This window comes from Bradyrhizobium sp. Gha, assembly GCF_900113735.1.
Taxonomy (GTDB): domain Bacteria; phylum Pseudomonadota; class Alphaproteobacteria; order Rhizobiales; family Xanthobacteraceae; genus Bradyrhizobium.
On record NZ_FOQM01000003.1, the window covers coordinates 57319 to 70898 of the forward strand.

At 64.6% G+C, this 13580-nt stretch carries 12 protein-coding genes; 6 read left to right on the plus strand and 6 right to left on the minus strand.

All coding sequences use genetic code 11. The annotated features are described in order from the left end of the window. Positions 1-7 precede the first annotated feature (7 nt). From BM222_RS05915 to BM222_RS05940, 6 genes are all read left to right on the plus strand, one after another. A complete protein-coding gene (locus BM222_RS05915; protein WP_092227357.1) occupies positions 8-1093 on the plus strand; it encodes an ABC transporter ATP-binding protein in 1086 nt (361 codons plus the stop codon). Then, on the plus strand, positions 1093-2067 hold the full coding sequence (locus BM222_RS05920) for a carbohydrate ABC transporter permease (protein WP_092227358.1): 975 nt from the start codon (positions 1093-1095) through the stop codon (positions 2065-2067). Before BM222_RS05915 ends, BM222_RS05920 begins: the two co-directional genes overlap by 1 nt. Next, positions 2067-2873: a carbohydrate ABC transporter permease gene (locus BM222_RS05925; protein ID WP_092227359.1), complete on the plus strand. Its 807-nt coding sequence runs from the start codon at positions 2067-2069 to the stop codon at positions 2871-2873. Before BM222_RS05920 ends, BM222_RS05925 begins: the two co-directional genes overlap by 1 nt. Positions 2874-2882: 9 nt before the next feature. Further along, on the plus strand, positions 2883-3212 hold the full coding sequence (locus tag BM222_RS05930) for a DUF2160 domain-containing protein (protein WP_092227360.1): 330 nt from the start codon (positions 2883-2885) through the stop codon (positions 3210-3212). 76 nt (positions 3213-3288) lie between these two features. Further along, positions 3289-5070: an ABC transporter substrate-binding protein gene (locus BM222_RS05935; RefSeq protein ID WP_092227361.1), complete on the plus strand. Its 1782-nt coding sequence runs from the start codon at positions 3289-3291 to the stop codon at positions 5068-5070. Positions 5071-5217: 147 nt separating this feature from the next. Continuing rightward, on the plus strand, positions 5218-5928 hold the full coding sequence (locus tag BM222_RS05940) for a hypothetical protein (RefSeq protein ID WP_092227362.1): 711 nt from the start codon (positions 5218-5220) through the stop codon (positions 5926-5928). On the opposite strand, the gene BM222_RS05945 is transcribed toward BM222_RS05940, so the two are convergent. From BM222_RS05945 to BM222_RS05970, 6 genes are all read right to left on the minus strand, one after another. Beyond that, on the minus strand, positions 5917-6723 hold the full coding sequence (locus BM222_RS05945) for a tetratricopeptide repeat protein (protein WP_092227363.1): 807 nt from the start codon (positions 6721-6723) through the stop codon (positions 5917-5919). The two genes, BM222_RS05940 and BM222_RS05945, sit on opposite strands and share 12 nt — an antisense overlap. Before the next feature lie 131 nt (positions 6724-6854). Then, a complete protein-coding gene (locus BM222_RS05950) occupies positions 6855-7955 on the minus strand; it encodes an alkene reductase (protein ID WP_092227364.1) in 1101 nt (366 codons plus the stop codon). A gap of 178 nt (positions 7956-8133) precedes the next feature. After that, the gene (locus BM222_RS05955) at positions 8134-8637 is read right to left on the minus strand and encodes a DUF1993 domain-containing protein (RefSeq protein WP_092227365.1); all 504 of its coding nucleotides are present in this window, start codon (positions 8635-8637) and stop codon (positions 8134-8136) included. Positions 8638-8747: 110 nt separating this feature from the next. Continuing rightward, complete coding sequence (locus tag BM222_RS05960; RefSeq protein WP_092227366.1) at positions 8748-10049, minus strand: lytic murein transglycosylase; 1302 nt, start codon at positions 10047-10049, stop codon at positions 8748-8750. An 83-nt stretch (positions 10050-10132) separates the two neighbouring features. Further along, positions 10133-12073, minus strand: coding sequence for a glycosyltransferase (locus tag BM222_RS05965; protein ID WP_092227367.1), 1941 nt, complete (start codon positions 12071-12073; stop codon positions 10133-10135). After that, positions 12070-13416: an HlyD family secretion protein gene (locus BM222_RS05970; RefSeq protein WP_092227368.1), complete on the minus strand. Its 1347-nt coding sequence runs from the start codon at positions 13414-13416 to the stop codon at positions 12070-12072. The genes BM222_RS05965 and BM222_RS05970 overlap by 4 nt, the downstream gene beginning before the upstream one ends. Between the last annotated feature and the right edge of the window lie 164 nt (positions 13417-13580).

A 13580-nucleotide genomic window follows, 5' to 3' on the forward strand; every position in this document is an offset into this window, starting at 1 on the left:
ATGCGCCATGGCCCGCATTGACCTCGTCGATCTCGCCCATTCCTACGGCGGCAACGATGCGCCGCAGGAAAGCTTTGCGCTGAAGCCCGTCACCATGACCTGGAGGCAAGGCGGCGCCTATGCGCTGCTCGGACCGTCCGGCTGCGGCAAGACCACGCTGCTCAACGTCATCTCCGGCATCATTACGCCCTCCCGGGGGAAAATCCTGTTCGACCAACAGGACATCACACCCCTGTCAACCCAGAAGCGCAACATCGCCCAGGTGTTCCAGTTTCCGGTGATCTACGACACCATGACGGTGGGGGAGAACCTGGCGTTCCCGTTGAAGAACCGCGGCGTGCCGAAGCCCGAAATCGACAAGCGCGTTGCCGAGATCGGCCGCCTGCTCGATCTCGAACCCTATCTGAACCGCAAGGCCACGCGCCTGACCGCGGACGCCAAGCAGAAGATCTCGCTCGGCCGCGGCCTCGTCCGTTCCGACGTCGCAGCCGTCCTGTTCGACGAGCCGCTGACCGTGATCGATCCCGAGCTGAAATGGCAGCTGCGCTCCAAGCTCAAGGCGCTGCATCGCGAACTCGACCTCACGATGATCTACGTCACCCACGACCAGACCGAGGCGCTGACCTTCGCCGACACCGTCGTCGTCATGCATGACGGCCGCGTGGTGCAGAGCGGCACGCCGGCCGAGCTGTTCGACAAGCCCGCCCATACCTTCGTCGGCTATTTCATCGGCTCGCCCGGCATGAACATCCTGCCGGCCGAGGTGAAGGGGCGCGAGGCGCGGGTCGATGGCCATGTCATCGCGCTGAACCGCAGCTACGACAACCTGCCCGCGGGCGCCAGGATCGAGATCGGCGTGCGTCCGGAGTTCGTCGACGCGGTCGCGCCCGTACCCGGTCTGCTCACGGCAAAAATCGAACGCATCGACGATCTCGGCCGCATTCGTTTTGCGCGTGTGCGCGTCGGTGAGGCCAAGATCGCGGCGCGCGCCCCCGCGGGCTTCACCAGCTCTGACGGAAATGTCGGGCTCAAATTCAATCCGGCGCACATCCACGTCTATGCCGACAGCCTTCTGGTGGAAGGAGCCGCCTGATGGACAAGACCGTCAACCAAAAAGCCTGGTTCCTGGTGCTGCCGGTGTTCCTGGTCGTCGCCTTCTCGGCGGTGCTGCCGCTGATGACGGTGGTGAACTATTCGATGCAGGACACCTTCGGGAACAACCAGTTCTTCTGGAACGGCGTCGGCTGGTTCAAGGAATTGCTCGATCCCTCGACCGATCTGGGCGGCCGCTTCCTGGCCTCGCTCGGGCGCAACCTGTTCTTCTCGCTGGTGATCCTCGCCATCGAAGTGCCGCTCGGCATCGTCGTCGCGCTGTCGATGCCGCGCCAGGGCTGGCCGGTCGCGGCCTGCCTCGTCACCCTCGCGCTGCCGCTCCTGATTCCGTGGAACGTGGTCGGCACGATCTGGCAGATTTTCGGCCGGCCAGACATCGGCCTGCTCGGCTATGTGCTCAACCACGTCGGGCTCGATTACAATTACGTCTCCAACGACATCGACGCCTGGGTCACCGTCATCGTGATGGATGTCTGGCATTGGACGAGCCTCGTCGCGCTGCTCTGCTATGCCGGCCTGAAGTCGATCCCCGATGCCTATTATCAGGCCGCTCAGATCGACGGCGCCTCGCGCTGGGCCGTGTTCAAGGCGATCCAGCTGCCGAAGATGAACCGCGTGCTGCTGATTGCGGTGCTGCTGCGCTTCATGGACAGCTTCATGATCTACACCGAGCCGTTCGTCGTCACCGGTGGCGGACCCGGCAACTCGACCACCTTCGTGTCGATCGAGCTCGTCAAGATCGCGCTCGGTCAGTTCGATCTCGGCAAGGCTGCCGCGCTCTCGCTGGTCTACAACCTGATCATCCTGATCGTCTGCTGGATCTTCTACACCGTCATGACCAACGCCGGCGTCGAACGCAAGGTCCAGACGGAGAGCAAGCCGGCGGTGGAGCCGAAGCCTTCGGCCGGGCTGAAGCCCGTGCCCGCGCTCAAGCCCAAGGAAGGAGTGGCCTGATGCATTCGATTCCCGGCCGCCGCCTCATCATGGGGCTGTTCCTGATCTTCCTGATGTTGCCGATCTACTGGCTCGTCAACATGAGCTTCAAGACCAACGGCGAGATCATCTCGACCATGACGCTGTGGCCGCATGCGCCGACGCTGCAGCACTACAGGCGTATCTTCACCGACGAGAGCTGGTATTCCGGCTATATCAACTCGCTGGAATACGTCGTCATCAACACCATCATCTCGATTTCGGTGGCGTTGCCGGCAGCCTACGCGTTTTCGCGCTATCGCTTCCTCGGCGACAAGCATCTGTTCTTCTGGTTGCTGTCGAACCGCATGGCGCCGGCGGCGGTCTATGCGCTGCCGTTCTTCAATCTCTATTCGGCGATCGGGCTGTTTGATACGCCCTGGGCCGTTGCGCTCGCGCACTGCATCTTCAACGTTCCGCTGGCGGTGTGGATTCTCGAAGGGTTCGTCTCCGGCGTGCCGCGCGAGATCGACGAGACCGCCTTCCTCGACGGCTATTCGTTCCCGCGCTTCTTCATCCGGATCCTGGTGCCGCTGATCGCGAGCGGCATCGGCGTCGCCGCCTTCTTCTGCTTCATGTTCTCCTGGGTCGAACTGCTGCTGGCGCGGACGCTGACCTCGGTCAACGCCAAGCCGATCGCCGCCGTGATGACGCGCACGGTGTCGGCGGCCGGCATGGATTGGGGCCTGCTGGCGGCTGCCGGCGTGCTCACCATCATTCCGGGCGCACTCGTGATCTGGTTCGTCCGCAACTACATCGCGCGCGGCTTCGCGCTCGGCCGGGTGTAGGAGGTTTTTATGGACTCCATCGCATGGATGGCGTGGACGCTGCCGACCGCGATCTTCTTCGTGGCGCTGGCCTGCACGCTGGCAGTCATGACCTGGCTCGCCGCCGTCTATCCCGAGGCCGAACGCGTCGGGATCCTGCGCATCCCGACCACGCGCGGCGACCGCCTGTTCGTCTCGCTGATCGTTGCGGCCGTCATCCACCTGGCGTGGATCGGCCTCGTCGGTACCAATCCGATCGCCACGATTCCGATCGGGGAGGAAGAATTTGAAATAACGAGCCTGTGGCTCGCAACCGTGATTTCGTTTGCCTCAGGCGTGGTGATCTTTCGCACCGTGTGAGGCATGCGAGAAAGAGCAGATCCGGGGTCTACCCGGGCCTGGATTTAAGTTTTGTCGCTTCAACCGGAGGAAACTAATGCGACACTTGAGAACGACCAAGGACAGTCTTCTGACCATGACCAGCGCGCTCGCGCTGATCGCGGCTTCGATGACGATCGCCGCGCCGGCGCGCGCGGACGAGGCCGCCGCCAAGAAGTGGATCGACAGCGAATTCCAGCCGTCGACCCTGTCGAAAGACGATGCGCTGAAGGAAATGCAGTGGTTCATCAAGGCCGCTGAACCCTTCAAGGGCATGGAGATCAACGTCGTCTCGGAAACGCTGACGACGCACGAATATGAATCCCGCACGCTCGCCAAGGCGTTCGAGGAAATCACCGGCATCAAGGTCAAGCACGACATCATCCAGGAAGGTGACGTCGTCGAAAAGATCCAGACCCAGATGCAGTCGGGCAAGAACGTCTATGACGGCTGGATCAACGACTCCGACTTCATCGGAACGCACTTCCGCTACGGCCAGGCGGTCGACCTGACCGACTGGATGGCGAAGGACGGCAAGGACGTCACCGACCCGATGCTCGACGTCAACGACTTCATCGGCAAGTCGTTCACGACCGCGCCGAACGGTCACCTCTATCAGCTGCCCGACCAGCAGTTCGCGAACCTATACTGGTTCCGGTACGACTGGTTCACCAATCCGGACTACAAGGCCAAGTTCAAGGCCAAGTACGGCTACGACCTCGGCGTTCCCGTGAACTGGTCGGCTTACGAAGACATCGCCGACTTCTTCACCAACGACATCAAGGAGATCAACGGCGCCAAGGTCTACGGCCATATGGACTATGGCAAGAAGGATCCCTCGCTCGGCTGGCGGTTCACCGACGCCTGGCTGTCGATGGCCGGCAACGGCGACAAGGGCATCCCGAACGGGCTGCCGGTCGACGAATGGGGCATCCGCATGGAAGGCTGCCGTCCGGTCGGCTCCTCGGTCGAGCGTGGTGGCGACGTCAACGGCCCGGCGGCGGTCTACTCGATCGTCAAGTATCTCGACTGGATGAAGAAGTATGCTCCGCCGCAGGCTCAGGGCATGACCTTCTCCGAGTCGGGTCCGGTGCCGTCGCAGGGCAACATCGCCCAGCAGATCTTCTGGTACACCGCCTTCACCGCCGACATGGTGAAGCCCGGCCTGCCCGTGATGAACGCGGACGGTACGCCGAAGTGGCGTATGGCTCCGTCGCCGCACGGCGCGTACTGGAAGGACGGCATGAAGCTCGGCTATCAGGACGTGGGATCGGCGACCTTGCTGAAGTCGACCCCGGTCGACCGCCGCAAGGCGGCCTGGCTCTATCTCCAGTTCATCGTCTCCAAGACGGTCAGCCTGAAGAAGAGCCATGTTGGTCTGACCTTCATCCGTGAATCCGACATCTGGGACAAGTCGTTCACCGAACGTGCGCCGAAGCTCGGCGGCCTGATCGAGTTCTACCGCTCGCCCGCGCGCGTGCAGTGGACCCCGACCGGCAACAACGTGCCTGACTATCCGAAGCTCGCCCAGCTGTGGTGGCAGAACATCGGCGACGCGTCGTCCGGTGCCAAGACGCCGCAAGCCGCGATGGATGCGCTCGCAGCCGCTCAGGACTCGGTGATGGAGCGTCTCGAGAAGTCCGGTGTGCAGGGTGCCTGCGGACCGAAGCTCAACCCGAAGAAGACGGCTGAGTTCTGGTACGACAAGTCGGCCAAGGACGGCAACATCGCTCCGCAGCGCAAGCTGGCGAACGAGAAGCCGAAGGGCGAAACCGTCGACTACGACACGCTGATCAAGTCGTGGCCGGCCTCGCCGCCGAAGCGCGCCGAAGCGAAGTAATTCGCCGACATCATCATGGCCGGGTTCGCCCCGGCATATCATGAGAGCAGGAGGCCGGGAGCAATCCCGGCCTTTTGTCGTGTTGCCCTCTTGCCATGCGGGCGGGCTTGATCTGAACTGGCCGGGACATAGACGCGAGACTTCTGCATGCGCATGATTTTCCGTTGCGACCCAAAGCTGGCCGGCCATCTGCTGCGGCCGTTTCCCGCGCGCACCGCCTTGCCCGACTGGCTGCGGGCGATGCCTGCGACCGCGCATTCGGATATCCACGGCCGCGATATCCGCACGGTCAAGCAATGCCCGCCCTTCGTCGATGCGATGGCGTACGGGGTCATGATCCCGCTGCCCTGCGACATCAGGATCGAGGCCGGTGCGTTCTCGTGGGATTGGGACATCCCCGAACCGGACACGTCAGGCCATCCACGCGCGCCGCTCAGCTTCCATCCCGTCGCGCAATTTGCCGCGGCGCCGTTCGCCAACGGGCGCTCGGCGCTCAAGTTCAACAGTTTCTGGACCATCGAGCTCGAGCCCGGCTGGTCGCTGTTCGCGACGCATCCCGTCAATCGCGACGACCTGCCGTTCCGCCTCGTTTCGGGTCTGGTCGACGCCGACCGCTTTCACGATGGCGGCATCAATTTTCCCGCCGTGTGGACCAGGCCGGATTTCTCCGGTGTCCTTGCCAAGGGGACGCCGATTGCCCAATGCTTTGCCGTGCCGCGGCAAGCGCCGGAGCTGACGTTCGAGCCGTTCGACGCCGCGCACCGGCAGTCCTACGAGAAGGTCGTTGCCGACGTGCTGGCCGCGCCCAACGTCTATCGCAAGCGGTTTCGTGCCAAGCGCGGACGCCTAACGCGCTAGAGCACGCCGCAGGGCGTCCTCGTCGAGCCATAGTCGACCGTGCGAGGCCGAGGTCAGCGCCATCGCGATGGAGCCGAACAGCTGCGGACGCAGGCGATAGGCCTGTCCGAACGCGTCCATGGCGGCATCCAGGTCGCCACTCTCCTGCAGGGCGATGCCGAGATTGAGCGCGGCCTCGGCATGGTCGGGCTTGAGCGCGAACGCCTTGCGATAGGCGTTGGCTGCGCCGTCGTGGTCGCGCAAATCCTGCCGCGCGAGGCCAAGATTGAACCACACCGAAGCCGGCGCGTCGGCTTCGGTCGCCTGCGCGAGCAGGCTTGCGGCGGTGATGGGATCGCCGTCTTCCCACGCCAGCCTGCCAAGCTGCGCCGTTGCTTCCTGATGGCCGGGGATGACCTTGAGGATGGCCTGCCAGGCGCCGCGGGCCTGATCCCGCAGCCCGGCCATGTCGAGCGTTCGTGCCTTCTCGATGAACATCTCGCGCTGCGGGCTGTTGCCGATCGCAGCATCGAGATGGGCGAGCGCGGCGTCGAACTGGCCCTCGCTGCGTGCGATGCGCGCCGCCAGCAGCCGGGCCGGCGCGTTGTTCGGCCGTTTGGCGAGACTCACGTCGATATGCGCATGAGCCGGAGCGACGGCACCTCTGGAGAACAACACGGCGGCGAGCAGATGATGCAGCACCGCATCGCCGGGATCGCGTGCAAGGCCCTGTTCGCACAGACGCTGCGCCTCGTCCGGCTTGCCCGAATTGACGGCTGCAGTGGCGCGGCGAACGAGTGTCTGCGTGTCATCCATTGCGGCATTAGAGCAAGAACGGGACGGCGCAGCAATACAGTGCGATTGGACACATCCACCAAGACGAAAGGCCGGGAGCGATCCCGGCCTTCTGTCGCTTCGCTTCTTTGGGCAAGCGGTAGAGTGTCAAATCACTCCGCCGGCTCGGCCGCGAGCGTCGGATAATCCGTGTAGCCCCTGGCGCCGCCACCGTAGAACGTGTTCTTGTCCCAATCGTTCAGCGCTGCGCCCTTCTTCAACCGCTCGACCAGATCGGGGTTGGAGATGAACGGCTTGCCGAAGGCGATCAGATCGGCCGCGTCAGCGTCCAGCACCTTGGCGGCGAGATCGAAATCATAGCCGTTGTTGGCCATGTACGTGCCCGAGAAGCGCTTGCGCAGGGATGCGTAGTCGAACGGCGCGACGTCGCGCGGTCCGCCGGTGGCGCCCTCGATGACGTGGATATAGACGAGCTTCAGCGCGTTCAGCCCATCGACGATGTGATCGAACAACGGCTGCGGATTGGAATCCGAGATGTCGTTTGCCGGCGTCACCGGCGAGATGCGGATGCCGGTCCGGTCGGCGCCGGCTTCCGCCACCACGGCCTTGGAGACCTCCAGCATCAGCCGCGCGCGGTTCTCGATCGAGCCGCCATAGGCATCGGTGCGCTTGTTGGCGCCATCCTTGGCGAACTGGTCGAGCAGATAGCCGTTGGCACCATGGATCTCGACGCCGTCGAAGCCGGCCTCCAGTGCATTCCTCGCAGCTCGTTTGAAGTCGTCGATAATCCCTGGAATTTCGGAGAGCTCGAGCGCGCGCGGCTCGGAGACGTCGGCAAAGGTGCCGTTGACGAAAGTCTTGCCCTTGGCGCGGATCGCGCTCGGCGCCACCGGGGCTGCGCCACCCGCCTGGAGGTCGACATGCGAGATGCGGCCGACATGCCAGAGCTGGATGAAGATCTTGCCGCCGCGCTCATGCACCTTGTCGTTGACCTTGCGCCAGCCGGCGACCTGCTCCTTGGAATAGATGCCGGGGGTGTCCTGATAACCCTGGCCTTGCTGCGAGACCTGGCTCGCTTCGGTGATCAGGAGGCCTGCGGAGGCGCGCTGGCTGTAATAGTCGGCCGCCAGCGGCGAGGGGACGAAGGTGCCGGGTACGGCGCGGTTGCGCGTCAGCGGCGCCATCACCAGGCGATTGGCCAGCGTGATCGGGCCGAGCTTGTAGGTCTCAAACAATTTGGTCGGACGGCTCATTGGGAGTGTTTCCAGGCGGTGAGAGGTCCCGAACACTTGTGCATTGCGATATCAGGCGCAAGGGATGAGCCATACGGAAAGTGCAGGCGAGCTACGCGGCAGAGACCGCGCAGCATGATTCATGCGCATTTTCGGCCGCGGCAGCAGAATTCCGCTGCGCGGTCGTGCGATCCAGCAATCAGTTCGCGCCGAGGAAATCGCGTTTGCCGATCTCGACGCCGTTGTGGCGCATGATGCCGTGAGCCGTCGTGGCGTGGAAATAGAAGTTCGGCAGCGAGACGGCGCTGAAGAACTGCTGGCCCTTGAGCGTCATGGTACGATCGGGGCCCGCTGGGAAGGTCACGTCCTTGGTGTCGGCGCCCTCGAACTGCTCGGGCTTGTACGACTTCACACAATCGATCGTCTTGGCGAGGCGCTGCTTCAGCTCCTCGAATGTCTTTTCCGTGTCGGGCATCGAAGGCAGCTCGCTGTGGGTCAGCCGGGCGCAGCCCTTGGCGGCGAAATCGCTGGCGAGCTGGATCTGCTTCGACAGCGGCAGCATGTCCGGGAAGAGGCGGGAGCCGAGCAGCACGCTCGGGTCGATCTTTTTGGCCGCGCAATGCGCCTCGGCCTTGGTGAGCAGGCCGGTCATGCTGTTGAGCATTTGCAAATAGGCGGGGACGACGGCGTCGTAAAAGGACATGTGATGCTCGCTTCCAATGGTGAGAGATTCCAGGCGAAAACCTGAGCCACTCACATGGTAGCCTCATGGAATAATACAATCGTCGAAGTGGTTGGTGCGGTGCGAAAATTCTATCGCACCGTCGCCTGGGGCGGTGCCTGTGCCGTGCTGCCACGCATGCGGGCCAGAAGCTCCGCGGTCGGCCAGGAATCCGCCGGCAGGCCGTATTTGACCTGCATCGCCTTTACGGCGGTGCGGCTCTGCTGCCCCAGCACGCCGTCCACCTTGCCGACATTGAAGCCGGCTTGGACCAGAAGCTGCTGCAATTGCTTGAGCTCGTTGAACGGCAGTTGTGCCACTGGCCCGGCGGGCTTGCGCATCGGCGCCGCACCGGCAATGCGGGAGGCGAGATAGCCGGCCGTGGTCGAATAGATCAGCGAGTTATTCCACTCGGTGTAAGCCGCGAAATTCGCGTAGGCCATGAAGGCCGGCCCGAAGCGTCCCATCGGCAGCAGCACGGAGCCTGCGAGATTGTCGTTCGGCAGCGGCCGGCCGTCGGGATAGGTGACGCCGAACTGCGCCCATTTCGAGCGCGGCAGCTGCACGCTGAGATCGGTCTGCTCCCACGGCAGGTTCGGGGGCACCTTGATCTCTTCCAGCCACGGCTCGCCGCGCCGCCACTTCAAGCCGTTGGCGATGTAGTTCGCGGTCGAGCCGATCACGTCGTCCTCGCTGCGCAGGAGGTCGCGCCGCCCGTCGCCGTCGTAATCGACGGCGTAATTGACGTAATGCGTCGGCAGGAATTGGGTCTGGCCGAGCTCGCCGGCCCAGGAGCCGATCATCTCCTCGGGCGTGAGATCGCCGCGGTCGATGATTTTCAGCGCGGCGATGGTCTCGTTCACGAACATCTCCGAGCGCCGGCAGTCATAGGCGAGCGACACCAGCGATTTCAGCGTCGGCAGATTGCCCATGTTGGCGCCGAAATCGCTCTCCAGGCCCCAGAATGCGGCGATCACCGCCGGCGGCACGCCGTATTCCTTCTCGGCACGCGCGAACGCCGCTGCGTGGTGCTTGATGTGCTGCTGGCCGTTCTGCATGCGATAGGGCGCGGCCATGCGGCCGGCAAATTCGGTGAAGAGCTGGCCGAACACGCGCTGCCCGCGGTCGCGGTTGACGATGCCCTGGTCATAGACGAGATAGGGCGAAGCCTCGCTGATCGTGCGCTGCGACACGCCCGCGGCGATCGCTTGTTGCTTCACGTCGGCGAGGAAACGGTCGAAGCTAGCGCCATTGTGGCATGAGGCCGCGCGCGGCGAGGGCGCAGCGTGCTTCGGCGCAACCGGCTTTGCGGGTGGCGGAAGCAGTTGGGCGGAAGCGGGAGCGGAAAGTGCGAGCAACGTGACGGCCGCGATCGCAAATCGGGTCTGGATCATAGGAATTCCGGTGGAAGGAAGGGCAGTCGTGGTATCTGCCGAAGTTTAGGTGAAGTGAAGGCCTCACGCCATCCCTTGGGTGCCTAGCCGAACAACCGCAGCAAGAGCGCCCTGCCGACCGGGAGCGCCCGGATGTCCCGGTAGGCGCGCACATATTCGCCGGCATAGAAGGCGCGGATGGCATGGACGCGCGTGTCCATGCCTTCCTCGAACCGCACCGCGAAGCCGTCCGGCGTTCGCCTCACCACGACCGCCGCGATGGCACGGCCATAGATGAGGCATTCGATCGCGCTGCCGACTGCGGGCGGGTCGGGATCGATCAGCCGGGCGCCGGTGATGGAGAGATCGGCGAGCCGCGCGAGGTGCGACTTGCCGCCCTGACGGAGCAGGATCGCCTCGTTGCGAACGAAGCGCTCCGCCTTGCGCTTGCGCGGCTGCTCGATGCAGACGAAGCAGACCACGGTGAGGATGAGCGCGTTGTAGAGGCTCCAGCCCAGCGCCAGCCCGCCATAGGCAATGCTCTCGCCGCGCAAATGCAGGATGAAGGCATAGGCGATGCCCGCAAGCGTGACGACTAGCGCAGTGCCATAAAGCCGAAGCAGCGGCCATTCGACGAATTTGCTTCCGCGCTCGCCGCCCTTTGCGGTCACCTTGAACTTATGTCCTTTCGGTTTCAGCAAGCCCGTCGTAATCGCCTTGAGCACCGCGGGCGCTGCGACGAGCTGCGACACGTCGGTCATCATGGCGAGCGCACGACCGTGCGACAGCCAGGTCATGGTGAGCCCGTGCCAAACATAGAACGGCAGGAAGAACTGCAAGAGCTCCGAGAGATCCGCCTGCACGGCCTTGATGCCGAACAGCAGGAACAGCCAGGGTACCACGAGCCCGAACATTCTGGCCGGATAGACCGCAGCCCAGCTCATGAAGGCGTCGATCAGCGACAGCCGGTCGATGAACGGAAGCTTCGATGCTCGCGACAAGGGGCCGCTGCGGCCGCGCACGATCTGCATGAAGCCGAGACACCAGCGGCCGCGCTGGGTGATGTATTCCTTCAGCCCCTCGGGCGCGAGTCCGATGGACAGCCGCTCGTTGAGATAGATCGTCCTCAGCCCGCGCTCCTTCAGGCGCAGCGTGACGAGATAGTCCTCCGTCACCGAATCGGTCGGAAAGCCACCGATCGCCTGCAGGCCGTCGTAGCGGACCAGCGAGGACGTGCCGCAGCAGAACGCGACGCCCCAGGCATCCTTGGCCGGCATCAGGATGTCGAAAAAGAAGCGCTGCTCGTCCGGCCACACGTCCGCGGCGGCGAGGTTGGTCTGGATGGGATCGGGGTTGATGAAATGCTGTGGCGTCTGCACCACGCCGACCGATGCATCGTCCATCAGGCTGACGGTTTTGGCGAGAAAATCGGGCCGCGGCACGAAGTCGGCGTCGAGGATGGCGACGAACTCCGGCCGCTCTACGAGCTCACCGACGTGACCGAGCGCGTGATTGATGTTGCCCGCTTTGGCATGGCGGTTGTCGGGACGGGCGAGATAGCGGCAGCCGAGCTCGCCGGCGAGCCGCCGCAGCCACAGGCGGCGTCCGTCATCGAGCACCCAGACGCGATAATTGCCGTACTCCATTCCGGTCGCGCCGATGATGGTGCGCTCGAGGATCGACCGCTCCTCATTGTAGGTGCAGATGAAGACGTCGACCAGCGGGGCGGCAGGATCGCTGGCGCGGCCGTCGATCCTGGCGGAGCTGGAGCGATCGATCGTCCGGCTCAGGAACAGGAGCGACAGGGCCACCGCGATCATCGAGGCCGCCTCCGCCAGCATGAAGGGATAGCCGACCATCGCGTCCGCAGTCAGCCCGAGCGGCGGCAGCGTCTGCGTCACCCGCCAGTGGAAGTAACGCACGAGCAGGACGAACGACACGCCCGCGAGGCACGCGCGCGCCAGCGTGCGCTCGTGCCGGAGCAGCGGCACCAGCGCCATAAAGGCGCCGAGCGCGATCAGGCCGGGCGCCAGCGCGGCCATCATGGCGTGGTCTCGTTGCGGCCAAAGACGACGCGGCCGGTTCGTCCCACCGCGCAGCCATGCGCGGCGGCATCACCGATCGCCACCGTCACGCGATAGGGTTCCTTGCTCAGCGCATCGGGATTGATGGCGAGATTGGCCGGCGCGCCGGCGGCGCCGGTCAGATTGACGACGGTGCCGGCGATCGGCTCGGCGCCGTCATTTGGCTCGAACGTGGCATGGTCGCCGAGCTGCAGGCGGTTATAGACGCTCTCGGTGACGTTCGCCGTGATCACGGCGCCGCTGCAATCGAGCACCTTGAGCAGGGGCTGGCCGGCCTGCACGTCCTCGCCCGGCGAGGTCATCATCTCCCAGACGCGGCCCGCGACCGGGGTTTTGATTTCGGCCTCGGAGAGATCGGCGAAGCGGATCTCCTCGGTGACGATCTCGTTGCCGAGCCAGCTGATCTCGGTGTCGATGCGCGAAAGATCGGCCTCGAGATCGTGCGCGCGCTGGCGCATCTCCTCCTCGCGTTGCACCGAGCTCGGCCGGTCGTTGTAGCTGTCGCCGAGGAACGATCCGGCTTTCGCCGCAGTCAGCTCGACCTTGGCCGCATCGAGCCGCTTGCGCGCGCCGAGCTCGGTCTGCTGCGCCACCGAAAGCTCGCGCGTCAGCCGCGCGAGCTCGACGGTGGAGACGTTGCCGGTTTTCGCCAGCGACGAGGCGCGGTCGACGGCGGCGCTGGCCTCCTCCCGCCGCGCAGCGGTCGCTTCGATCGAGGTCTGGATTTCCGCGATCCGCGCCTCGAGCTGCAGTACGCGCCCGTCCCGGAACTGCGCGGCCTGCCGCGCGAGGTCCGCTTGCGCGGCCTGCGCCGTGGCGAGCTTGGCGGCGACGCTCGGCCGCTCGTTCTCAAGGCGCGACTTCTGCCGCCGGAGATCATCGAGCCGCGTGCGATCGCTGCGCGAGTTCGCCACGCGCAGCACGATGGTGCCGGCCTCGAGTCTGGCCTGGTCCTTGAGCGGAGCGGCGGCGGCCACGCGCCCCCCGATCGGCGCGCGCAACGTGACGAGCCGGGAGTTCAGCACGGCCTCGACGCTGGAATTCTGCCACATGGCGCGCAGTGGTAGCCAGCCGAACACGGCGACAATGGCAAGCCCTGCCGCGATCTTCACGCCGCGCCGCAGATGCGGCCAGCGCCGAGCCGGCGCCGGCGCTGGAGGTTCCGTCCGCGCATCCGGTCCGGGGCTGTGTTCCTCATGGGGGAGCAGCTCCTCGTGCAAGGTCTGTCGCAGGCTCTTGGCGTCACCTTTCGTGTTGTGAGCGGAGGTGTCGTCGACGGAAGCGGTGCGAGAGCGGTCCATCATGGCAGTCACCTTGCTGACGGGTGCGGGCGGAACGGGATAAAGCCCAGGGACCGCTCGACGTGCCCGGCCGGCCTCGATTAAGCCGAAGCTGCACTTTCCAAGCTTATAAACTACAGCGTGTGTTTTTGGGTAAATGCTGGTCAACTTTTAGTGACGGCGAAACG

Excerpts from the sequence above, each read along its gene's own strand:
- BM222_RS05915 (WP_092227357.1), top strand. The coding sequence starts at position 8 with ATGGCCCGCATTGACCTCGTCGATCTCGCCCATTCCTACGGCGGCAAC.
- BM222_RS05970 (WP_092227368.1), bottom strand. The coding sequence starts at position 13,416 with ATGATGGACCGCTCTCGCACCGCTTCCGTCGACGACACCTCCGCTCAC.
- BM222_RS05960 (WP_092227366.1), bottom strand. The coding sequence starts at position 10,049 with ATGATCCAGACCCGATTTGCGATCGCGGCCGTCACGTTGCTCGCACTT.
- BM222_RS05930 (WP_092227360.1), top strand. The coding sequence starts at position 2,883 with ATGGACTCCATCGCATGGATGGCGTGGACGCTGCCGACCGCGATCTTC.
- BM222_RS05925 (WP_092227359.1), top strand. The coding sequence starts at position 2,067 with ATGCATTCGATTCCCGGCCGCCGCCTCATCATGGGGCTGTTCCTGATC.
- BM222_RS05940 (WP_092227362.1), top strand. The coding sequence starts at position 5,218 with ATGCGCATGATTTTCCGTTGCGACCCAAAGCTGGCCGGCCATCTGCTG.
- BM222_RS05920 (WP_092227358.1), top strand. The coding sequence starts at position 1,093 with ATGGACAAGACCGTCAACCAAAAAGCCTGGTTCCTGGTGCTGCCGGTG.
- BM222_RS05955 (WP_092227365.1), bottom strand. The coding sequence starts at position 8,637 with ATGTCCTTTTACGACGCCGTCGTCCCCGCCTATTTGCAAATGCTCAAC.
- BM222_RS05935 (WP_092227361.1), top strand. The coding sequence starts at position 3,289 with ATGCGACACTTGAGAACGACCAAGGACAGTCTTCTGACCATGACCAGC.
- BM222_RS05945 (WP_092227363.1), bottom strand. The coding sequence starts at position 6,723 with ATGGATGACACGCAGACACTCGTTCGCCGCGCCACTGCAGCCGTCAAT.
- BM222_RS05965 (WP_092227367.1), bottom strand. The coding sequence starts at position 12,073 with ATGATGGCCGCGCTGGCGCCCGGCCTGATCGCGCTCGGCGCCTTTATG.
- BM222_RS05950 (WP_092227364.1), bottom strand. The coding sequence starts at position 7,955 with ATGAGCCGTCCGACCAAATTGTTTGAGACCTACAAGCTCGGCCCGATC.